This is a genomic window from Streptomyces sp. NPDC032091 (assembly GCF_055580265.1).
Window position 1 is genome coordinate 1 of record NZ_JBVILR010000006.1, and the last position, 21281, is coordinate 21281.

General features: G+C 72.3%; 15 protein-coding genes and 1 pseudogene. 10 read left to right on the forward strand and 6 right to left on the reverse strand.

The window, feature by feature from the left end; translation table 11 throughout:
* Positions 1 to 90 precede the first annotated feature (90 nt).
* A complete protein-coding gene (locus tag ACZ5NJ_RS11910; protein ID WP_468764608.1) occupies positions 91 to 1290 on the reverse strand; it encodes a saccharopine dehydrogenase family protein in 1200 nt (399 codons plus the stop codon).
* A gap of 220 nt (positions 1291 to 1510) precedes the next feature.
* Between ACZ5NJ_RS11910 and ACZ5NJ_RS11915 the strand changes: the two genes are divergently transcribed.
* The 6 genes from ACZ5NJ_RS11915 to ACZ5NJ_RS11940 all read left to right on the forward strand — a co-directional run bounded on the left by ACZ5NJ_RS11915 (position 1511) and on the right by ACZ5NJ_RS11940 (position 9393).
* Entirely contained in the window at positions 1511 to 2647 is a 1137-nt protein-coding gene (locus ACZ5NJ_RS11915) for a CaiB/BaiF CoA transferase family protein (protein WP_468764609.1), read from the forward strand.
* A complete protein-coding gene (locus ACZ5NJ_RS11920) occupies positions 2647 to 3672 on the forward strand; it encodes an LLM class F420-dependent oxidoreductase (RefSeq protein ID WP_468764610.1) in 1026 nt (341 codons plus the stop codon). Before ACZ5NJ_RS11915 ends, ACZ5NJ_RS11920 begins: the two co-directional genes overlap by 1 nt.
* A gap of 8 nt (positions 3673 to 3680) precedes the next feature.
* A complete protein-coding gene (locus tag ACZ5NJ_RS11925; protein ID WP_468764611.1) occupies positions 3681 to 4823 on the forward strand; it encodes an acyl-CoA dehydrogenase family protein in 1143 nt (380 codons plus the stop codon).
* Positions 4824 to 4875: 52 nt separating this feature from the next.
* Positions 4876 to 6090: an acetyl-CoA C-acetyltransferase gene (locus ACZ5NJ_RS11930; protein WP_468764612.1), complete on the forward strand. Its 1215-nt coding sequence runs from the start codon at positions 4876 to 4878 to the stop codon at positions 6088 to 6090.
* Positions 6091 to 6142: 52 nt separating this feature from the next.
* Positions 6143 to 8317, forward strand: coding sequence for a 3-hydroxyacyl-CoA dehydrogenase NAD-binding domain-containing protein (locus ACZ5NJ_RS11935; RefSeq protein WP_468764613.1), 2175 nt, complete (start codon positions 6143 to 6145; stop codon positions 8315 to 8317).
* A gap of 200 nt (positions 8318 to 8517) precedes the next feature.
* The gene (locus ACZ5NJ_RS11940) at positions 8518 to 9393 is read left to right on the forward strand and encodes a hypothetical protein (RefSeq protein WP_468764614.1); all 876 of its coding nucleotides are present in this window, start codon (positions 8518 to 8520) and stop codon (positions 9391 to 9393) included.
* Between the two features lie 30 nt (positions 9394 to 9423).
* Here the strand turns inward: ACZ5NJ_RS11940 and ACZ5NJ_RS11945 are convergent, their stop codons facing one another.
* A complete protein-coding gene (locus ACZ5NJ_RS11945) occupies positions 9424 to 10164 on the reverse strand; it encodes a MerR family transcriptional regulator (RefSeq protein WP_468764615.1) in 741 nt (246 codons plus the stop codon).
* Between the two features lie 85 nt (positions 10165 to 10249).
* Between ACZ5NJ_RS11945 and ACZ5NJ_RS11950 the strand changes: the two are divergent.
* Positions 10250 to 12081 (forward strand): annotated as a pseudogene (locus tag ACZ5NJ_RS11950) (AMP-dependent synthetase/ligase).
* A 49-nt stretch (positions 12082 to 12130) separates the two neighbouring features.
* On the opposite strand, the gene galE reads toward ACZ5NJ_RS11950, so the two are convergent.
* The 3 genes from galE to sph all read right to left on the reverse strand — a co-directional run bounded on the left by galE (position 12131) and on the right by sph (position 14924).
* Positions 12131 to 13129 (reverse strand): UDP-glucose 4-epimerase GalE, encoded by a 999-nt coding sequence (gene galE / locus ACZ5NJ_RS11955; protein WP_468764616.1) that lies wholly within the window; start codon positions 13127 to 13129, stop codon positions 12131 to 12133.
* Between the two features lie 85 nt (positions 13130 to 13214).
* The gene (locus ACZ5NJ_RS11960) at positions 13215 to 13871 is read right to left on the reverse strand and encodes a hypothetical protein (protein ID WP_468764617.1); all 657 of its coding nucleotides are present in this window, start codon (positions 13869 to 13871) and stop codon (positions 13215 to 13217) included.
* 63 nt (positions 13872 to 13934) lie between these two features.
* Positions 13935 to 14924 carry a sphingomyelin phosphodiesterase gene (sph, locus tag ACZ5NJ_RS11965; RefSeq protein WP_468764618.1) on the reverse strand — a complete coding sequence of 330 codons (990 nt, stop codon included), beginning with the start codon at positions 14922 to 14924 and terminating at the stop codon, positions 13935 to 13937.
* Between the two features lie 164 nt (positions 14925 to 15088).
* Between sph and ACZ5NJ_RS11970 the strand changes: the two genes are divergently transcribed.
* Positions 15089 to 15979, forward strand: coding sequence for an oxygenase MpaB family protein (locus ACZ5NJ_RS11970; protein WP_468764619.1), 891 nt, complete (start codon positions 15089 to 15091; stop codon positions 15977 to 15979).
* A 36-nt stretch (positions 15980 to 16015) separates the two neighbouring features.
* On the opposite strand, the gene ACZ5NJ_RS11975 is transcribed toward ACZ5NJ_RS11970, so the two are convergent.
* Positions 16016 to 17515, reverse strand: coding sequence for a M1 family metallopeptidase (locus tag ACZ5NJ_RS11975; protein WP_468764620.1), 1500 nt, complete (start codon positions 17513 to 17515; stop codon positions 16016 to 16018).
* Between the two features lie 286 nt (positions 17516 to 17801).
* Between ACZ5NJ_RS11975 and ACZ5NJ_RS11980 the strand changes: the two genes are divergently transcribed.
* Positions 17802 to 18665 carry an SCO6745 family protein gene (locus tag ACZ5NJ_RS11980; protein ID WP_468764621.1) on the forward strand — a complete coding sequence of 288 codons (864 nt, stop codon included), beginning with the start codon at positions 17802 to 17804 and terminating at the stop codon, positions 18663 to 18665.
* Positions 18666 to 18753: 88 nt separating this feature from the next.
* Entirely contained in the window at positions 18754 to 21237 is a 2484-nt protein-coding gene (locus ACZ5NJ_RS11985) for a Tex family protein (RefSeq protein ID WP_468764958.1), read from the forward strand.
* Positions 21238 to 21281 lie beyond the last annotated feature (44 nt).

A 21281-nucleotide genomic window follows, 5' to 3' on the forward strand; every position in this document is an offset into this window, starting at 1 on the left:
AGTGCAGTCGCGAGGGTCTCCAGGTTTGTCGTCACAAACGAACCAACGAGACCCTCGCTTCATGCGCCCGAAGACTTCGGAATTACTCGTCTAGGCCTCCGCCGCCACCCGGAAGCGGATGCCGGCCTTCTGGAGGCGGGCCAGCAGGGCGTCGCCCATCGCCACCGCCGTCGTCAGCTGGCCGGAGGTCTCCGGCAGGGCGTCGTACGCCAGGCACAGCGCGGACTCGGCCAGCATCTTCGCCGTCTCCCCGTAACCCGGATCCCCGCCCGACACCTCGGTGAACACCCGTCGGCCGCCGCCCTCGCCGACGAAGCGGACGGTGAACCAGCTGCGGGCGCGCCGCTCGGCGTCCGGGCCCGTGCCCGGCTCCCAGCGGGCCATCAGCCACCGCCGCGCCGCCGGGACCTGGGCCAGCGCGGCCACCGCGCCCACGGCCGCCGTCCCACCCACGGCGACGGGCAGGTGCCGCACCGAGGCGTAGTGCCGGTAGCGGAAGTCCGGCCCGTAGCGCTCCAGCGCGGCCGCCGACCGGGTCACCACCCGGGGGTCCAGCGTGGGCAGCGGCAGCGCCCAGGTGCCGGTCTCCCGGCTGAACCGGGGCACCCCCACCGCTCCGCGCACCCGGCGTCCCGGCAGCCGCGGCTGGTACAGCCTGCGCTCCCGCGCCGCCGCCAGGGCCTGCGGGCCGCGCCCCAGGGCGGTGAGGGCGGAGGCCAGCGTCCCGCCGGAGGCCAGCGCCGAGGACCGGACGAACCCGTCCACCCGCAGCGGCTCCCCGGCCGGCAGCAGCCCCACCGTGAAGTACGCCCCCAAGTCGGCGGGGACCGAGTCGAACCCGCACGCGTGCACCAGCCGCGCCCCCGTCTCCCGGGCCCGCGCGTCGTGCGCGACGTACATCCGGTCGACGAACTCCGGCTCACCGGTGAGGTCCACGTAGTCGGTGCCCGCCCCGGCGCAGGCCGCGACCAGCTCCGCCCCGTACCAGACGTACGGCCCGACGGTCGTGGCCAGCACCCGCGTCCGGGCGGCCAGAGCGCGTACCGCCGGCCCGTCGGCGGCGTCGGCGCGCAGCAGCGGCAGGCCGGCGCAGGCCGGGTCCAGGGCGGCCAGCCGCTCGCGCAGCCGCTCCAGTTTCGCCAGGTCGCGCCCGGCCAGGGCCCAGCGGCAGCCGGCCGGGGCGTGGCGGGCCAGGTACTCGGCGGTCAGCGCTCCGACGAACCCGGTCGCGCCGAAGAGCACGAGGTCGAAGTCCCGTTCGGGACGGCTGCGGTGGACGTGCTCGTACATGGAACGTTCCTCCCGGCTGGTATCGGTGGCTGAGGCTAGCGTGGGAGCCGATGGTCCGTGCGAGCAGGTGTGACCTGCGGTAAGCAGGAGGGTCCGACGGAGCCGGGGAGATTGCGCCAATCGGCTAAGCGCTTGCTCTTGTGCTGAGTCGGGCGCCTTCCTAGCATCGCTGGTGTTACATCAGTTGTGTCACACACGCACCAGGGACGCTGGGGGCCCGATGACCGAGGCGAAGCAAGGGACCGGCCCGCTCGCCGGGGTGCGCGTCGTGGAACTGGCGGGCATCGGGCCCGGCCCGTTCGCCGCCATGCTCCTCGCCGACCTCGGCGCCGACGTCGTCCGCGTCGACCGGCCCGGCGGCGGCGGGCTCGCCATCGATCCGGCCTACGACGTCACCAACCGCAACAAGCGCTCCGTCCTGGTCGACCTGAAGTCCGACGCCGGTCCCGCCAGGGTGCTGGAGCTGGTCGAGCGGGCCGACGTACTCATCGAGGGCTTCCGCCCCGGCGTCGCCGAGCGGCTCGGCGTCGGCCCCGCCGAGTGCCTCGCCCGCAACCCGCGGCTGGTCTACGGCCGGATGACCGGCTGGGGCCAGGAGGGCCCGCTCGCCCACACCGCCGGCCACGACATCGCGTACATCGCCGTCACCGGAGCCCTCGGCATGATCGGCAGCCCCGACGAGCCCCCGGCCGTCCCCGCCAACCTGGTCGGCGACTACGCGGGCGGCTCCCTGTACCTGGTCATCGGCGTGCTCGCCGCCCTCCGGCACGCCCGCACCCCCGGCGGCTCCGGCCAGGTCGTGGACGCCGCGATCGTCGACGGCACCGCCCACCTCACCGCCATGATCCACGGGATGGTCGCGGCCGGCGGCTGGCAGGACCGGCGCGGGGCCAACCTGCTCGACGGCGGCTGCCCCTTCTACGGCACCTACGAGACCTCCGACGGGCAGTACATGGCCGTCGGCGCCCTGGAGCAGCAGTTCTACGACACCTTCGTCCGCCTCCTCGGCATCGCCGACGAAGCTCCCGCCCGCAAGGACGCGGCCCGCTGGGGCGAGCTGCGCGAGGCCGTCGCCACCCGCTTCAAGGCCCGGACGCGCGCCGAGTGGACCGAGGTCTTCGAGGGCACGGACGCCTGCGTGGCCCCCGTCCTCTCCCTGGGCGAGGCCCCGCACCACCCGCACCTCGCCGCCCGCTCCACCTTCACCGACTTCGGCGGGATCACCCAGCCCGCCCCCGCACCGCGCTTCTCCGCCACCCCGACCGCCGTGACGAGCGGCCCGGCGCGGCCGGGGGCGGACACCGAAACCGTGGCCCGCGACTGGGACGTGCCGGGCCTGAGCGCGAAGGGCGCCTGATGGAACTGTCCATGCTCCTCGACTACGCGGGCGACCCGCGCCGGGCCGCCGACGAGGCCGCCGCGCTGGAGTCGGCGGGCCTCGACGCCGTCTGGGTGGCCGAGGCCTGGGGCTTCGACTCCCCGACGATCATGGGGTACCTGGCGGCGCGGACCGAGCGGATGAAGATCGGCTCGGCCATCGTCAACGTCTACTCCCGCACCCCCGCCCTCATCGCCCAGACCGCCGCCGGACTCGACGCGATGTCCGGCGGCCGGGCCCTGCTCGGCCTCGGCGCCTCCGGCCCGCAGGTGATCGAGGGCTGGCACGGCAAGCCGTACGACAAGCCGCTGGGCCGCACCCGTGAGACCGTCGAGCTGTGCCGGCGCATCTGGCGCCGCGAGACCATCGACCACCACGGCATCACCGACATGCCGCTGCCGCCCGAGCGCGGCGGCCGGCACGGCAAGCCGCTGAAGATCCTCACCCGCCCGGTCCGCGACCGCATCCCCGTCTACGTCGCCTCCCTCGGCCCGGCCAACGTCGCCCTCACCGCCGAGATCGCCGACGGCTGGCTCCCCACCCTCTTCATCCCGGAGAAGGCGCACGCCGTCTGGGGGAGCGCGCTCGCCGAAGGCACGGCCGGGCGGCCCGCCGAGCTGGGCCCGCTCCAGACCGTCGCCGGCGGCCTGCTGGCCATCGGGGAGGACGCGGCGAAGGCCCGCGACCTGGCACGGCCCCAGATCGCCCTGTACGTCGGCGGGATGGGCGCGGTCGGCCGCAACTTCTACAACGACCTCGCCGTCGCCTACGGGTACGAGGAGGAGGCCCGCAGGATCCAGGAGCTCTACCTCTCCGGCCGCAAGCGCGACGCGGCCGCCGCCGTCCCCGACGAGTTCTGCGAGCTCATGACCCTCTGCGGGCCCGAGGGCTACGTGCGCGAACGCGTCGAGGCCTTCCGGGAGGCGGGCGTCACCATGCTCAACGTCACGCCCGTCGGCCCCGAGCCGGCCCGGCTGATCGAAACCGTCAAGAGCTGGCTCTAGGGGGACCCATGCAACGCCGCATCTTCGACGCCGACCACGAGGCGTTCCGCGAGACCGTCCGCACCTTCCTCACCAAGGAGGTGCTGCCGCACTACGACCAGTGGGAGAAGGACGGCATCGTCAGCCGCGACGCCTGGCGGGCCGCCGGCCGGCAGGGCCTGCTCGGCCTCGCCGTCCCCGAGGAGTACGGGGGCGGCGGCAACCCCGACTTCCGCTACGCGGCCGTCCTCGCCGAGGAGTTCACCCGCGCCGGAGCCCCGGGCCTGGCCATCGGCCTGCACAACGACATCATCGGCCCCTACCTCACCTCGCTGGCCACCGAGGAGCAGAAGCGCCGCTGGCTGCCCGGGTTCTGCTCCGGCGAGATCATCACCGCGATCGCGATGACCGAGCCGGGCGCGGGCTCCGACCTCCAGGGGATCCGCACCAGCGCCGAGGACCGGGGCGACCACTGGCTGCTCAACGGCTCGAAGACCTTCATCTCCAACGGCATCCTCGCCGACCTGGTGATCGTCGTCGCGAAGACCACCCCGGAGGGCGGGGCGCACGGACTGTCCCTGCTCGTCGTCGAACGCGGCGCGGAGGGCTTCGAACGCGGCCGCAACCTCGACAAGATCGGCCAGAAGTCCCAGGACACCGCCGAACTCTTCTTCCACGACGTACGCGTCCCCAAGGAGAACCTGCTCGGAGAGCTCAACGGGGCCTTCGTCCACCTGATGACCAACCTCGCGCAGGAGCGCATGGGCATCGCGATGGCCGCCATCGCCGCCGCCGAGCACCTGCTGGAGATCACCACCGCCTACGTCAAGGAACGCGAGGCCTTCGGCCGCCCCCTCGCCAAGCTCCAGCACATCCGGTTCGAGATCGCCGAGATGGCCACCGAGTGCGCGGTCACCCGGTCCTTCCTCGACCGCTGCATCACCGACCACGCGGCCGGCGAACTGGACCACGTCCACGCCTCCATGGCCAAGTGGTGGGCCACCGAGCTGCAAAAGCGCGTCGCCGACCGCTGCCTGCAACTGCACGGGGGCTACGGCTACATGACCGAGTACCGCGTGGCGCGCGCCTTCACCGACGGCCGCATCCAGACCATCTACGGAGGCACGACCGAGATCATGAAGGAGATCATCGGCCGCTCCCTCCTCGGCTGACGCCCCGACCCCTCCCCGACTTCCGCCGGACCTCCCCCGAAAGGCACGACCTGTGAGCACCGAAGCGTACGTGTACGACGCGATCCGCACCCCGCGCGGACGCGGCAAGGCCAACGGCGCCCTGCACGGCACCAAGCCGATCGACCTGGTCGTCGGCCTCATCCGGGCCCTGCGCGAACGCAACCCCGGCCTCGACCCCGCCACCATCGACGACATCGTCCTCGGTGTCGTCGGCCCCGTCGGCGACCAGGGCTCCGACATCGCCCGCATCGCCGCCATCGCCGCCGGACTGCCCGACACCGTCGCCGGCGTACAGGAGAACCGCTTCTGTGCCTCCGGCCTCGAAGCCGTCAACCTCGCCGCCGCCAAGGTCCGTTCCGGCTGGGAGGACCTCGTCCTCGCGGGCGGCGTCGAGGCCATGTCCCGCGTCCCCATGGCCTCCGACGGCGGCGCCTGGTTCGCCGACCCGATGACCAACTGGGACACCGGCTTCGTCCCCCAGGGCATCGGCGCCGACCTGATCGCCACCATCGAGGGCTTCACCCGGCGCGACGTCGACGAGTACGCGGCCCTCTCCCAGGAGCGGGCCGCCACCGCCATCAAGGAGGGCCGCTTCGCCGGCTCCGTGGTCCCCGTCACCGACCGCAACGGCCTGGTCGTCCTGGACCACGAGGAGTTCGTCCGCCCCGGCACCACCGCCGACACCCTCGCCAAGCTGAAGCCCTCCTTCGCCGACATCGGCGACCTCGGCGGCTTCGACGCCGTCGCCCTGCAGAAGTACCACTGGGTCGAGAAGATCGACCACGTCCACCACGCCGGCAACTCCTCCGGCATCGTCGACGGCGCCTCCCTCGTCGCCATCGGCACCCGCGAGGCCGGCGAGCGGAACGGACTGCGCCCCCGCGCCCGTATCGTCTCGGCCGCCGTCTCCGGCTCCGAACCCACCATCATGCTCACCGGTCCCGCCCCCGCCACCCGCAAGGCCCTCGCCAAGGCCGGCCTGAGCATCGACGACATCGACCTCATCGAGATGAACGAGGCCTTCGCCGGCGTCGTCCTGCGCTTCGTCAAGGACATGGGCGTCTCCCTCGACAAGGTCAACGTCAACGGCGGCGCCATCGCGCTGGGCCACCCGCTCGGCGCCACCGGCGCCATGCTGCTCGGCACCGTCGTCGACGAGCTGGAGCGCCAGGACAAGCGCTACGGCCTCGTCACCCTCTGCGTCGGCGGCGGCATGGGCGTCGCCACCATCGTCGAACGCGTCTGATCCGTCCTGATTCCCGATCCCTGATCCCACCTCTGACACGGAAGTAGCGAACATGAGCGAGTCCACCACGATCCGCTGGGAACAGGACGAGACCGGCGTCGTCACCCTGGTCCTCGACGACCCGAACCAGTCCGCCAACACGATGAACCAGGCCTTCAAGGACTCCATCGCGGCCATCGCCGACCGCGCCGAGGCCGAGAAGGACTCCATCCGAGGCATCATCTACACCTCCGCCAAGAAGACCTTCTTCGCGGGCGGCGACCTCAAGGACATGATCGGGCTGCGCCCCGAGGACGCCCAGGTCGCCTTCGACACCGGCACCGCGATCAAGCGCTCGCTGCGCCGCATCGAGACCCTCGGCAAGCCCGTCGTCGCCGCCATCAACGGCGCGGCCCTCGGCGGCGGTTACGAGATCTGCCTCGCCTCCCACCACCGCGTCGCCCTCGACGCCCCCGGCTCCAAGATCGGCCTGCCCGAGGTCACCCTCGGCCTGCTCCCGGCCGGCGGCGGCGTCACCCGTACCGTCCGCCTCATGGGCATCGCCGACGCCCTCCTGAAGGTCCTCCTCCAGGGCACCCAGTACAACCCGCAGCGCGCCCTCGCGGCCGGCCTCGTCCACGAACTGGCCGCCACCCCCGAGGAGATGATCGCCAAGGCCCGCGCCTTCATCGACGCCAACCCCGAGTCGAAGCAGCCCTGGGACGTCCCCGGCTACCGGATCCCCGGCGGCACGCCGTCCAGCCCGCGTTTCGCCGCCAACCTCCCGGCCTTCCCCGCCAACCTCAAGAAGCAGCTGAACGGCGCCCCCTACCCTGCCCCCCGCAACATCCTGGCCTGCGCCGTCGAGGGCTCCCAGGTGGACTTCGAGACCGCCCTGACCATCGAGGCCCGCTACTTCACCGAGCTGGTCACCGGCCAGACCGCGAAGAACATGATCCAGGCCTTCTTCTTCGACCTCCAGGCCGTCAACGCCGGCCGCAGCCGCCCGCAGGGCGTCGAGCCCCGCACGGTCCGCAAGGTCGCCGTCCTCGGAGCCGGCATGATGGGCGCGGGCATCGCCTACTCCTGCGCCCGCGCCGGCATCGAGGTCGTCCTCAAGGACGTCACCCCCGAGGCCGCCGCCAAGGGCAAGGCCTACTCCGAGAAGCTGCTCGACAAGGCGCTCGCCAAGGGCCGCACCACCGAGGCCAAGCGCGCCGAGCTGCTGGCCCGGATCACCCCGACCGCCGTCGCCGCCGACCTGGCCGGCTGCGACGCCGTCATCGAGGCCGTCTTCGAGGACACGGCCCTCAAGCACAAGGTGTTCCAGGAGATCCAGGACATCGTCGCCCCCGACGCGCTGCTCTGCTCCAACACCTCCACCCTGCCCATCACCGGTCTGGCGGAGGGGGTTTCGCGCCCCGCCGACTTCATCGGGCTGCACTTCTTCTCGCCCGTCGACAAGATGCCGCTGGTGGAGATCATCAAGGGCGAGCGCACCGGCGACGAGGCCATCGCCCGCGCCTTCGACCTGGTCCGCCAGATCAACAAGACCCCGATCGTGGTCAACGACTCGCGCGGCTTCTTCACCTCCCGCGTCATCGGCCAGTTCATCAACGAGGGCGTCGCCATGGTCGGCGAGGGCATCGAGCCCGCCTCCATCGAGCAGGCCGCCGCCCAGGCCGGCTACCCGGCCAAGGTGCTCTCCCTCATGGACGAGCTCACCCTCACCCTCCCGCGCAAGATCCGCAACGAGACCCGCAAGGCCTTCGAGGCCGAGGGCCGCGCCTGGACCGAGCACCCCGCCGACACCGTCATCGACCGCATGGTCGACGAGTTCGGCCGCCCCGGCCGCAGCGGAGGCGCCGGCTTCTACGAGTACGACGAGTCCGGCAGGCGCACCCGCATCTGGCCGGGCCTGCGCGAGCACTTCGCCAAGCCGGACGCCGCCGAGGTCCCGTTCGAGGACATGAAGGAACGCATGCTCTTCGCCGAGGCCGTGGACACCGTCCGCTGCCTGGACGAGGGCGTGCTCACCTCCATCGCCGACGCCAACATCGGCTCCATCATGGGCATCGGCTTCCCCGCCTGGACCGGCGGCGTGATCCAGTACATCAACGGCTACGAGGGCGGCCTGCCCGGCTTCGTCGCCCGCGCCCGCGAACTCGCCGCCACCTACGGCGAGCGCTTCACCCCGCCCGCCTCGCTGGTGGCGAAGGCCGAGCGCGGGGAGACGTACGCGGACTGACCGGCTCGCCAGGCCGCAGCCGGCGCCCGACACGGGAAGGGGCCGCCCGGGGGACCACCCCGGGCGGCCCCTTCGCGCACGACGAGGACCGAGATGCGACGGCGTCCGGTGCGGCGCACCATGGACGGGGCACGTGTCCTTCTCCGATCGTGCACAGCTGGGGGGAACACCCGTTCACGTACGAAGAAACGGGGAGACCCATGAAGAAATCCCTGGTGGCCGCATTCGCCACCTCCGTCATGGCCGTCACGCTGGCCGCTCCGGGGACGCCCGCGACCGCCGCCTCGGCCTTCTGCAACCAGACGAGCCCGAGCACCTCGCTCGCCGCCTACAACAAGGACACCGGAGCCGTGGGCACCGGCACCCTGTCGGCCGGGCACTGGCACTACGGATCCAACATCAACGTTCCCGACGGGTACACCCACGGCGTCGCCAGCCGCGACTCGCTGCTGTTCTACAACGCCGACACCGGGGCCGGCGAGAGCGGCACCTTCAAGAACGGCAAGTACACCCGCGTCCAGACCTACAACAACTTCTCGACGGGATGGACCGCCGTCGTGGCGTCGGGCGACTCGGCGCTCTTCTACAACGCGGACAACGGTCAGGGCGGCACCGGCACGCTCAAGAACGGCCGCTACCACCACGTCCGCTCGTACGACAACTTCAGCACGGGCTGGGACTCCATCGCCGCCTCGTGCGACACGGCGGTCTTCGCGAAGTCCGGTGAAATCGGATACGGAACCCTCACGGGCGGCGTCTACAACCACGTCGGCGGCAGGGAGACCGAGGACCTGGGGACGCTCGTCGCGACCAAGGACACGGTCCTGGCCCTCGAGAACACCGGCTCCCAGCTCAAGTCCCGCATCGCCCGGGCGACCGGCGGCAAGGTCGGCGACTTCCGTGACACCGGCACGTCGGGCCTGTGGGAGGAAGAGGGCAGGACCGGCGACAGCCTGTTCTTCTACAAGACGGACGGCACGGCGTGGACCTCGAAGCTCAGCGGGAACAACTACGCCAACGTCGGATCGCTCGCCAACGTCTCCGCCGACTGGTCGTTCCTCGCCGGCGGTGTGTGAACCCTCAACCACTGGCCCCCAAGGCGGCGTTCACCCGGTCTCCGAGGCGAACGCCGCCCGCAGCTCCTCCTTCAGCGACCGCTGGAAGGCCGTCACCAGGGCCTGCACCACCATCGGCTGCATGTGAGCCGACAGCGCCTTCATCGACTCGATCCGCTCCAGATCGCTCTCGCCCTCGGTGAAGGGCCCCCACACCTCGTCCCGGAACAGCGCCGTCAGCTGGTGCGCCGCCGTCCGCGCGTGCTCCAGCAGGATCCCCCGCGCCACCAGCAGCGTCTCGTGCGCGATCGGCACGTCGAGCAGCGCCACCCCCAGCCGCAGCAGGCCCAGGTCCACCCGGAAACCCTCACCCGCCTCACCCGCCTCCGCGAGCACGTTCATCGCCGCCAGCCGGCGCAGGTCCCCGTCCGACAGGGCGCGCCCCGCCCGCCGCTCCAGCTCGTCCCGCGCCACCTCCCGCGCCGTGTCCGGCGCCCAGGTCGCCACCAGCGCCCGGTGGATCGCCAGGTCGTGCGCGCTCAGGTCGTCCGGAAGCGCGTCCAGATAGCGCTGGATCGCCGACAGGGTCATCCCCTGGTGCTGGAGCTCCTCGATCAGCGCCAGCCGCGACAGGTGCTCCGGGCCGTAGTGCCCCACCCGACGGGGTCCGATCACGGGAGGGGGCAAAAGCCCGCGCGTGCTGTAGAACCGTACGGTGCGGACGGTGACACCGGCCTTCGACGCCAGCTCGTCGACGGTGAGCATCGGCTCGGTCGCCCGGTCGTCGGCCATCGTCCGCTCCTCGCTCTCTGCTGCACGGCTTGGGTTCAACAGTATTGCTGTCGCACCAACGATGTGAAACGGCCAGGAGCTGCCCATGACCACGAACCTGCGACTGCCCGGACGACCCGAAGACCTCACCCTCCCCGCCCTGCTCGCCCGCAACGCCGCCGAACACCCCGACCTGCCCGCCCTCTCCTGGCGCACCGGGGGCGGGGGCACGTGGGAGACCCTCACCTGGAGCGAGGCCCGTCGCCGCGTCGCCGTCCTCGCCGCCGGATACACCGCCCTGGGCGTCGCCCGCGGCGAACACGTCCTGCTGATGATGGGCAACCGGCCCGAGCACTGGCTCAGCGACCTCGCCCTCGTGCACATCGGGGCCGTCCCCGTCACCGTCTACGGAACCTCCGCGCCCGAGCAGATCGCCCACATCGCCGCCACAGCCGGGCCCGCCTGGCCGTCGTCGAGGGCGCCCGCGAGCTGGCCCGCTGGGCCCCGCTGCTGGACGACCCCGCCACCCCGCTGGAGCGCCTCGTCGTCGCCGAGGCCGCCGAGGCCGGCCCGCACACCACCTACGGCTCCCTCTACGCCGCCGGCGCCCGCCTGCACCGCCCCAACGCCTTCGAGAAGGCCTGGCAGGAGTCCCGCCCCGGCGACCCCCTGACCGTCGTCTACACCTCGGGCACCACCGGCGACCCCAAGGGGGTGCGGCTCAGCCACCGCAACATCCTGCTCCAGTCGGTGCGCCTCGACCGGCACGTGGAGCTCCCCGAGCACGCCGAGCACGTCTGCTACCTGCCCTTCGCCCACATCGCCGAGCGGATCCTCGGCATCTACCTGCCGCTGCTGCGCGCCGCGCACGTCCGGCTGGTCGCCGACCCCACCGCCGTGGCCGCGGCGGTGCGGGAGCTGCGGCCGGTGCAGTTCTTCGGGGTGCCCCGGGTCTGGGAGAAGCTCGCCGCCGGCGTACGGGCGGTGCTGGCGGGCCTCCCGGAGGAGCAGCGGCGGGCCATCGAGGGGGCCGGGGACGTGGCCCGCGCCCTGGCCGGGCACCGGGAGCGCGGCGAGGAGGCCCCGGCCGCGCTGGAGGCCTCGTACGCGCAGGCGAAGGAACGGGTCCTGGACCCGCTGCTGCGGCTGGCGGGGCTGGACCGGCTCGTGTGGACGGCCAGCGCGACGGCGCCGATGCCGATCGAGGTGGTCCGCTTCTGGGCGGGGTGGGGGATCACCATCATGGACGCCTGGGGGCTGACCGAGACCTCCGGGGTGTGCACCGTCAACGGCAACAGCCCCGGCGGCTTCCGGCTCGGTTCGGTGGGCCGGCCGATCGAGGGGCTGGAGCTCCGGCTCGCCGAGGACGGCGAGGTCCTCGCGCGCGGCGCCACCGTCTTCGACGGCTACCTGCGGCCCGACGGCACGGTGGAGGGAGCCGCCGACGCCGAGGGCTGGTTCCCCACGGGGGACATCGGCCGGCTCGACGAGGACGGCTTCCTGTGGCTGACCGACCGCAAGAAGGAGCTGATCATCACCTCGAACGGCAAGAACGTGGCCCCGGCCCTGGTGGAGAACACCGTCAAGGAACACCCCCTGATCGGCCAGGCCCTGGTCCACGGCGACGGCCGCTCCTACCTCGTCGCCCTGCTCGTCCTGGACCCCGAACTGGCCCCCGCCTGGGCCGCCGCCCGCGGCATCGAGACGACCACCTTGGCGGAACTGGCCGCCCACCCGGCGGTCCTGGAGGAGACGGCCCGCGCGGTGGAGGCCGCCAACGCCCGCCTCAACCGCACGGAACAGATCAAGCGCTACCGCCTGCTGGCGGAGGAATGGGGCCCGGAAACGGGCGAACTCACCCCGACCCTGAAACTCCGCCGCCGCGTGGTCCGCGAAAAGTACGGCCACCTGATCGAGGCTCTGTACGAGACCGCCTGACGCACGGGCCGGGACCGGGGGAGGGCGGGACGAATGGACGACCGGATCGTCAGGCGGTGCCGATCACCGTGTCGCGCTTGTCGTACCAGCGGAGGGAGTCGCGGATGCCGTCCTCGATGGAGTGTTCCGTCTTCCAGCCGAGGAGTTCGCGGGCGAGGCCGACGCGCGCGTAGGCGCCCGCCGAGTCACCGGGCCTGCGGTCGGTCTCGACGGCCGTCAGCGGGGTCCCGGTGACCGCTTCGAAGGCGGTGAGGAGTTCGCGGACGGTCGTTCCGCGGCCGGTGCCCAGGTTGATGACGCGGTAGGGGGCAGTGCGGGTCACGGCGTCGAAGCGTTCGATGGCCTTGATGTGGGCTGCGGCGAGGTCCCAGACGTGGACGTAGTCGCGGATGCCGGTTCCGTCGTGGGTGGGGTAGTCGGTGCCGGTGACGGAGAACGGCTCGCCCGCGTGGTGCACGTCGATCATCTTCCCGAGGGCATGCGTGGGCGTGCGGATCTGGAGACCGGTGCGGAGCCGGGGGTCGGCGCCGATCGGATTGAAGTAGCGCAGCGAAATGACGTTGAGGGTTCCGGCTGCGGCGACGTCGCGCAGGATCGTCTCGAACATCGCCTTGGTGCGGGCGTACGGGCTGAGGGTTTCGAGGGGGGACTGCTCGTCAACCGAGAAGTCCCCGGGGTCGGCCCGATAGATGGAGGCCGAGCTGCTGAAGAGGAGGTTGCGGCAGTCGTTGCGGACCAGGTGTTCGAGGAACTCGATGCCCTTGGCGACGTTCTCCCGGTAGTAGCCGAGCGGGTTGGCGACGGAGTCGGGGACGACGATCAGCGCGGCGCAGTCGACGGCGGTCCGGATGTCGGGGTGCTCGGTGAAGATCCGGTCGATCAGGGTCCCGTCGCTGATGTCGCCCTCGTAGAGGACGCGGCCGTCGGTGAACTCGCGGCGGCCGGTGGCGAGGTTGTCGAGGATGACGGGGGTGATGCCGTTGTCCATGCAGGCGGAGGCGATGGTGCTGCCGATGAAGCCGGCGCCCCCGGCGATGAGTACCTTCAAGGCTCTGTTCCTCGTTCGTGCGATGCCGGGGCGGCGCGGTTCCCGCGCCGCCGGGTGCTGCTGGCATGGTGCCCTACTGCGGCGATCAGCACTGCCAGAGGAAGGCGGTCTGGGAGCAGGGAGGGCAGGCGAAGGCGTAGGCCGAGCCGCCCCCGCCGAAGTTCATGGACGTGGAGGGGTGGGGTCCCTCTTCGAGCTGGGCGACCAGGAGCATGGGCCGGGTGCACGCCGAGCAGAGGGGCGTCTCGTCGTATTGCAGCCACTCGGGCTGTCCGCCGAGCTGCCCCAGGACCCTTCCCGGATCGTTTCCGGTGGCCACGCCCCCATGCCTGCGTGCGTCGGAGTAGTCGGTCGAGGGTGCGGGCGTCACGGTCACGGCATGGGCGGCGCCGAGGTGGAGTACGTCCTCGTCTTCGCAGGCGGGTGCGGCCATCGGCCGCAGTGCGTTCGCGGGGAGGAGCAGTGCGCGGTTGCCGCCTGACGTCGGGCTCCACTCGTCGCACATGCCGGGATCGTGCTGGCACATGAATATCGCCATGACCCGGTCGGCCTGGGCCCCCGGTTCGATGACCGGTCGGCCCAGGCCGTCCAGGAGTATCTGGGCCAGGAACTGCATCGGCCCGTCGCAGGCCCCACAGGCGGGCCACGGCGTCCCCGCCGGGGCCAGCGGTGTTCCTCCCGTGCGCGTGACCAGTGCGTCGGGTTCCGCTGCCCCTGCGTACGTCATCAGCATCGTCGTCATGGGACCGGACCCTACGACAGCGTTCCTTCGGGGGACGGGGAAGCCCCGGCCAGGGGGGAGTGGCTAGCGCCCCACCACCGGGTAGTGGTCCGAGAGGTTGGTGTACGTGTAGGACTTGCCCCAGCTGGAGACCGTCCAGGGGGTCGACTGTTCCCGCACCACGTTGTTCTCCCAGCCCGTCGGGCGGGCGTTGGCCTTGCGGTAGAGGACGTAGTCCAGGTCCTCACGGGGGTCCGTCGGGTAGCGGTAGTTGGCGATGGAGTTGGTCGCCGTGTCGAAGGAGTACGGGTGGCCCGTGCGGGCGTCGGCCGGGGCCAGGTCGAGGTCGGTGAGCATCGAGGAGTACTCCGCGCTGTGGGAGTCGACGTTCATGTCGCCCGCCACGATGACCTGTTCGCCCGCCGGGATGTTCTTGGCGTCCAGGAAGGCGTCTATCGCCTTGAACTGGCGGCTGCGCATCTGCGCCGCCTCGCCCGCGCCGCAGCCCGGGTCGGTGGACTGGGCGTGAGTGCCCACCACGTGCACCCGGGTGCCGTTGACGTCCAGGACCACGTACGCGAAGCCCTTGTTGGACCACCAGTCGGCGCCGCAGGCGTCCTTGTAGACCACCTGCTCCTTGCGCACGATCGGCCACTTGCTGAGGACCACGACGCCGCCGTCCTCCGGGGTGGTGGAGGAGTAGGAGCCGCCCGTCGCGTCCCAGCCGCTCTTGCCGCGGCCCACGACCGGGGTCTGGTACGGGTACTGCGCGGAGGCGTTCGCCTTCAACGCGTCCGACGCGCCGTTGTCGAAGGCCTCCTGGAGGACGACCACGTCGTGGCCCTGGAAGAAGGAGGCCTTCGGGATCTCGGCGGCCCGGTGGTCCTGGCCCCAGTTCGGGTACAGGTTCGTGCTCATCAGGAACGTGTTGTACGTCAGGACGCTCAGCCGGGGCGCCGCGGCGGCCTCGGCGGCCGTGGCGGCGGGCGCGGAGGCGAGGGCGAGGGCGGCGGCGGCCGCGGTCGCGGCGACGGCCGTGGCGGCGGTGCGGCTGCGGTGCGTGATCTGCTGCATGGAGGTCTCCATCAGTCCTGTGGAACCCCCGGGAATCCTGCGAGGCGGGGGCGAAGGGGGAAGATCGACGCCGTCATCCAAGCAGCCGCGGTTACTTCGGGGTAACACCCGTGACAAGACTTTCTGTCCGGAGCACGACTTCTCCCGCTCGCATAATTGACCTCATGAACCACACGGGTCACAGCTCCCCCGAAAGCCCCACCCGGCGCCTCGATCCCGAGCCCCCGCCGCCGGGCGGAGTCCTGTGGAGCACCGCCGGGGACATCCGCTCCCTGCTGACCCTGCCCGCCGCCTTCACCCTGCAGGTCGCCCACCCGGCCGTCGGCGCCGGCGTCGACCAGTACTCGGTCTTCCGCACCGACCCCTGGGGGCGCGGCGAGCGCTCCCTGCGCTCCGTGATGCTGTGGGTCTACGGCGGGGACGAGGCCGTCGCCGAGGGCCGCCGGGTGCGGCGCCTGCACAAGGAGATCCGGGGCACCGACACCCGGGGCCGGCGCTACCACTCCCTGGACCCGTCCTGCTACGCCTGGGTGCACGCCACCGGCTTCCCGGTCGCCCGGTACGCCGGGCGCTACCTGTTCCGCCGCACCACCCCCGAGCAGGACCGCCAGATGTACCGGGAGTGGCTCCGGGTGGGGCGGATCCTGGGGCTGCGCGACCGGGACATGCCGCAGACGATCGAGGAGTTCTGGCCGTACTACCACCGGATGCTGGCCGAGGAGATCGAGCCGACCAAGGTCGCCCGGGAGCTGGTCGCCGTGGACGCCGACCTGCCCGCCCCCGAGCCCGCCTCCCGGGTCCTGCGGCTGCTGCTGCGGCTCACCTGGCCGCTCCTGCGCGCGGGCTACCTGCGCTTCCGGGCCTTCGTCACCGTCGGGTACATGCCGCCCGACGCGCGGGCCGCCATCGGCCTGGAGTGGACCCCGGCCCAGGAGCGCCGGCTCCGGCGGTTCAGCGCCGTCGTACGTGTTCTCGTACCGCTCCTGCCCGAGCGGCTGCGCTACCTGCCGCGGGCCCGCGCCGCCCGGGCGCGGTGGCGCGCCGGGACCCGCTGAGGGGTCCCGGCGCGCGGGTCCGCGTACCGGGGTCGGTCAGTGCTCGTGGATGCTGTTCGTCGCGGCGATCTTCTTCCAGGACTTCGGCTCGACCGCCGGCTTCGCCGGGGCCAGGGCGCGCGCGCCCTGCCGGGCGGCGGGGGCGCCGAAGGCCGGCTTGCCCGGGGTGTAGAGCCAGGTGTCGAAGAGCTGGGCGAGCGGCTTGTTCGAGACCTTCTCCGCATAGCGGACGAAGTCCCCGACCTTGGCGTTGCCGTAGGCCCGCTCGGTCGGCCAGCCCTTGAGGATCTGGAAGAACTTCTCGTCTCCGACCTCGTTGCGCAGCGCCTGGATCGCGATGGCACCCCGGTCGTACACGGCCCCGTGGAACTGGTTCTCAGCCCCCGGGTCACCCGGCTTGACCTGCCAGAACGGGTCCTCGGCCGGGCGGGTGTCGTACGCCCACTGGGCGAGCTCCTGCGCGGTGCCCTCGCCCTCCTTCTCCGACCACAGCCACTGGGCGTAGCGGGCGAAGCCCTCGTTGACCCAGATGTCCTTCCAGTTGTCCACGGACACGCTGTCGCCGTACCACTGGTGCGCCAGCTCGTGCACGACGACCGAGACGTTGGCGCCGTTCGCGAACTGGCGCGGGCTGTAGAACGGGCGGGTCTGGGTCTCCAGGGCGAAACCGGAGGGGACGTTCGGGACGTAGCCGCCCAGCGCGTTGAAGGGGTAGGGGCCGAAGACCGACTCCAGCCACTCCGCGACCTCGCCGGTCCGCTCGACGCTCGCCCGCGCCGAGCCCGCGTTGTCGCCCAGGTCCTTGCTGTAGGCGTTGAGGATCGGCAGGCCGTTCGCCGTCTTGTCGGTGGTGATGTCGAACTTGCCGATGGCGAGGGTGGCCAGGTAGGTGGCCTGCGGCTTGTTGGAGCGCCAGTTGTAGCGGGTCCAGCCGAGCTTGGAGGTCTGCGACTGGAGCACGCCGTTGCTGATGGCCTGGGTGCCGTCCGGGACGTTGACCGAGATGTCGAAGGTGGCCTTGTCGAGCGGGTGGTCGTTGCTCGGGAACCACCAGACCGCCGAGTCGGGCTCCTGCGCGGCGATGCCGCCGTCCGGGGTGCGCTGCCAGGCGGACCAGCCGTCGACCTTGAACTCCGAGGGCTTTCCGGCGTACTTGACGACGACGGTGGCCTGCTTGCCCTTCGCCAGCGGCTGCGCGGGGGTGACCTCCAGCTCGTGCGTGCCCGAGGTGGCGAACTTCGCCTTGGCCCCGTTGACCCGGATCTCGCTCACCTTGAGGCCGAAGTCCAGGTTGAAGCGGGACAGGTCCTGCTTGGCGGTGGTCAGGAGGGTGGCCGTGCCCTCCAGCAGGTCCGTCTTCGGCTGGTACTGCAGGCGCAGGTCGTAGTGGGAGACGTCGTAGCCGCCGTTCCCGCTCTCCGGGTAGTAGCTGTCGCCGATCCCCGGCGCACCCTGGACGGAGCTGGCCGCCGACGCCGGGATCACCAGCAGGAGGGAGGCGGCCAGGACGCTCGGGGCGATCACTTTGCGGTACACGAAGAGCTCCAAGGGGTAGGGGAGACAGATCGGTTCGACGTTCGTCGTACGTCGTTCGACCGTATTCACCCGTGGGGACTCCGGTCATGTCCATGGCCCCTGCTGTCACACGATCGCCATTCGGCCGTCACGATCATGGCCCCGCGCGGTGCGCCGTCCGTGGGACGGGCGGTCCGGGGCACCCTCGGACGGGCCGCCCCGCCGCTCGGGGCGGGCGCAGGTTGGCGCGAATGCGCCCCGCCCGGTGGGGCTGTGACCCATACTGGCCAGTCGGTAGGGTGCGGGCATGACCACAGACCCGCACGCCGCGCGACGGTGCTGGCACGCCGCCGTCAACCCGCTCCACGCCACCACCTACTTCTCCCCGGAGCTCTTCGAGGAGCTCGGCGCCCTCGGCGTCACCCACCGGGTCGCCGTCAACCTCGCCAGCCGCTCCGCGGCCATGGGCGCCGTCGGCCCCGGCGCGGTCACCGCGGCCTTCTACAACTACCGCCACGACCTCGTCGCCCGGCACCTGCCCGCCGTCTGGGACACCGCCACCCCCGGGCAGGTCCTCGCCGCCCGCCTGCGCGCGGCCGACCGCACCCTGCGCCGCCTCCTCGGCCCCGAGACCATCGCCTCGCCCGAGCTCGCCGAAGCCGCCGAGCTCGCCCTGCGCGCCACCGAGGCCTGCACCCGCCACGGCCGCACCCTCTACGCCGCCCACGCCGACCTCCCCGTCCCCGAGGAACCGCACCTGCGGCTGTGGCACGCCACCACCCTGCTGCGCGAGCACCGCGGCGACGGGCACCTCGCCGCCCTCCTCCTCACCGGCCTCGACCCGCTGGAGGCGCTCGTCAGCCACACCGCCACCGGCCGCGGCATGACCCCGAAGTGGGTCAAGTCCATCCGCGGCTGGGAGCAGTCCGACCTCGACGCCGCAGCCGGCCGGCTCCGCGCCCGCGGGGCCCTCGACGCCGACGGCGAGCTCACCGCGGAGGGCCACGCCCTGCGCGAGCGGCTGGAGACCGAGACCGACCGCCTCGACGCCGCCCCGTACGAGCACCTCGGCGCGACCGGCGTCGCCCGGCTGCACGCTCTCGGCGGGGCCCTCGTCCGGCAGGCCGTCGGCGCCGGCGCCTTCCCGCCCGACCTCTTCGGAAAGGGCTGAGGGGCTCCCCGCCCCCGCAACCGGCACCTGCCACAATTGCAGCCTTCCACGCACACGCACGAAGGCAGGCGGGACCGCAGTGACGACGATGTCCATCGAAGGCAGGATCGCCGAGGAGCTCGGCGTACGGGAACGGCAGGTCAAGGCCGCCGTCGAGCTGCTCGACGGCGGCTCCACCGTGCCGTTCATCGCGCGCTACCGCAAGGAAGCGACCGAGATGCTCGACGACGCCCAGCTGCGCACCCTGGAGGAGCGGCTGCGCTACCTGCGCGAGCTGGAGGACCGCCGCGCGGCGATCCTCGACTCCGTGCGCGAGCAGGGCAAGCTGGACGCCGAGCTGGAGGCCCGGATCCACGCGGCCGACACCAAGGCCCGGCTGGAGGACATCTACCTCCCCTTCAAGCCCAAGCGGCGCACCAAGGCCCAGATCGCCCGCGAAGCCGGCCTGGCGCCGCTCGCCGAGGGCCTGCTGGCCGACCCGTCCGTCGAACCGGCCGCCGCGGCGGCCGCGTTCGTCGACGCCGCCAAGGGGGTCGCCGACGCGGCGGCCGCCCTGGAGGGCGCCCGCGCCATCCTCACCGAGAAGTTCGCCGAGGACGCCGACCTCATCGGCGACCTCCGCGAGCGCATGTGGAGCCGCGGCCGCCTCGCCGCGAAGGTCCGCGACGGCAAGGAGGAGGCGGGCGCGAAGTTCTCCGACTACTTCGACTTCGCCGAGCCCTTCACCGCCCTCCCCTCCCACCGCGTCCTCGCCATGCTGCGCGGCGAGAAGGAGGAGGTGCTCAGCCTGGAGCTGGAGCCCGAGGAGCCGTCCGAAACCCCCGGCCCGTCCACCTACGAGGGCCTGATCGCCCGCCGCTTCGGCATCGCCGACCGGTCCCGCCCCGGCGACAAGTGGCTGGCCGACACCGTCCGCTGGGCCTGGCGCACCAAGATCCAGGTCCACCTCGGCATCGACCTGCGCACCCGGCTGCGCGCCGCCGCCGAGGACGAGGCCGTACGGGTCTTCGCGGCCAACCTCCGCGACCTGCTGCTCGCCGCCCCCGCCGGCACCCGCGCCACCCTCGGCCTCGACCCGGGCTTCCGCACCGGCGTGAAGGTCGCCGTCGTCGACGCCACCGGCAAGGTCGTCGCCACGGACGTGATCCACCCGCACGTTCCCGCCAACAAGTGGGACCAGTCCCTGGCCACCGTCGCCCGCCTGGCGAAGGAGCACGCCGTCGAGCTGATCGCCATCGGCAACGGCACCGCCTCCCGCGAGACCGACAGGCTCGCCGGGGACCTCATCACCCGCCACCCCGAACTCGGGCTTACCAAGGTGATGGTCTCCGAGGCCGGCGCCTCCGTGTACTCGGCCTCCGCCTTCGCCTCGCAGGAACTGCCCGGCATGGACGTCTCGCTGCGCGGCGCCGTCTCCATCGCCCGCCGCCTCCAGGACCCGCTCGCCGAACTCGTCAAGATCGACCCGAAGTCCATCGGCGTCGGCCAGTACCAGCACGACCTGTCCGAGGTGAAGCTCTCCCGCTCCCTCGACGCGGTCGTCGAGGACTGCGTCAACGGCGTCGGCGTGGACGTCAACACCGCCTCCGCGCCGCTGCTGTCGCGGGTCTCGGGCATCAGCGGCACCCTCGCCGAGAACATCGTGGCCCACCGCGACGCCAACGGCCCCTTCCGCAGCCGCAAGGGCCTCAAGGACGTCGCCCGTCTCGGACCCAAGGCGTACGAGCAGTGCGCGGGCTTCCTGCGCATCCGCGGCGGCGACGACCCGCTCGACGCCTCCGCCGTGCACCCCGAGGCCTACCCGGTGGTCCGGGCCATGGGCAAGAAGGCGGGCGGCGAGGTCGCGGCGCTGATCGGCAACACCTCCGTCCTGCGCTCCCTGCGCCCGGACCAGTTCGTCACCGAGGCCTTCGGCCTGCCCACCGTCACCGACATCCTGCGCGAGCTGGAGAAGCCCGGCCGCGACCCGCGCCCCGCCTTCAAGACGGCCAGCTTCAAGGAGGGCGTGGAGAAGATCGGCGACCTCGCCCCGGGCATGGTCCTGGAGGGCGTCGTCACCAACGTGGCCGCCTTCGGCGCCTTCATCGACATCGGCGTCCACCAGGACGGACTGGCCCACGTCTCCGCCCTGTCGAACACCTTCGTCAAGGACCCGCGCGACGTGGTCAAGCCGGGCGACATCGTCAAGGTCAAGGTCATGGAGGTGGACATCCCGCGCAAGCGGATCTCGCTCACCCTGCGGCTGGAGGACGAGGCCGGAGCGGAACGCGGGGCCGGCGCACCGCGTCAGCGCGACGAGCGGCGCGGCGGCGCCCGTCCCCCGCAGCAGCGCGGCCAGGGCCGCGGCGAGGGCCAAGGCCGGGCGGAGGGTCAGGGCCGGGCGGAGGGTCAGGGCCAGGGCCGTGGCCAGCGCGGCGGCGGTCAGCGCCAGGGCGGCCAGGGCGGCGGCGGAGGCCAGGGCGGCGGCGGCCAGCGCGCCGGGGCCCCGGCCCCCGCCAACAGCGCCATGGCCGACGCCCTGCGCCGGGCCGGCCTCACCGGCGGCGGCCGGGAGGACCGCCGCAAGCGGTAGCGGCAGGGCCCCGCGGGGGTCGGCAGACCTGGCTGGATAAGGAC

Bases quoted from the DNA above. Each gene is read 5' to 3' on its own strand.
- ACZ5NJ_RS11920 (WP_468764610.1), top strand. From the start codon at position 2,647: ATGGAACTGTCCATGCTCCTCGACTACGCGGGCGACCCGCGCCGGGCC.
- ACZ5NJ_RS11985 (WP_468764958.1), top strand. From the start codon at position 18,754: ATGTCCATCGAAGGCAGGATCGCCGAGGAGCTCGGCGTACGGGAACGG.
- ACZ5NJ_RS11945 (WP_468764615.1), bottom strand. From the start codon at position 10,164: ATGGCCGACGACCGGGCGACCGAGCCGATGCTCACCGTCGACGAGCTG.
- ACZ5NJ_RS11915 (WP_468764609.1), top strand. From the start codon at position 1,511: ATGACCGAGGCGAAGCAAGGGACCGGCCCGCTCGCCGGGGTGCGCGTC.
- ACZ5NJ_RS11940 (WP_468764614.1), top strand. From the start codon at position 8,518: ATGAAGAAATCCCTGGTGGCCGCATTCGCCACCTCCGTCATGGCCGTC.
- ACZ5NJ_RS11910 (WP_468764608.1), bottom strand. From the start codon at position 1,290: ATGTACGAGCACGTCCACCGCAGCCGTCCCGAACGGGACTTCGACCTC.
- ACZ5NJ_RS11960 (WP_468764617.1), bottom strand. From the start codon at position 13,871: ATGACGACGATGCTGATGACGTACGCAGGGGCAGCGGAACCCGACGCA.
- sph (WP_468764618.1), bottom strand. From the start codon at position 14,924: ATGCAGCAGATCACGCACCGCAGCCGCACCGCCGCCACGGCCGTCGCC.
- ACZ5NJ_RS11925 (WP_468764611.1), top strand. From the start codon at position 3,681: ATGCAACGCCGCATCTTCGACGCCGACCACGAGGCGTTCCGCGAGACC.
- ACZ5NJ_RS11935 (WP_468764613.1), top strand. From the start codon at position 6,143: ATGAGCGAGTCCACCACGATCCGCTGGGAACAGGACGAGACCGGCGTC.
- ACZ5NJ_RS11970 (WP_468764619.1), top strand. From the start codon at position 15,089: ATGAACCACACGGGTCACAGCTCCCCCGAAAGCCCCACCCGGCGCCTC.
- ACZ5NJ_RS11980 (WP_468764621.1), top strand. From the start codon at position 17,802: ATGACCACAGACCCGCACGCCGCGCGACGGTGCTGGCACGCCGCCGTC.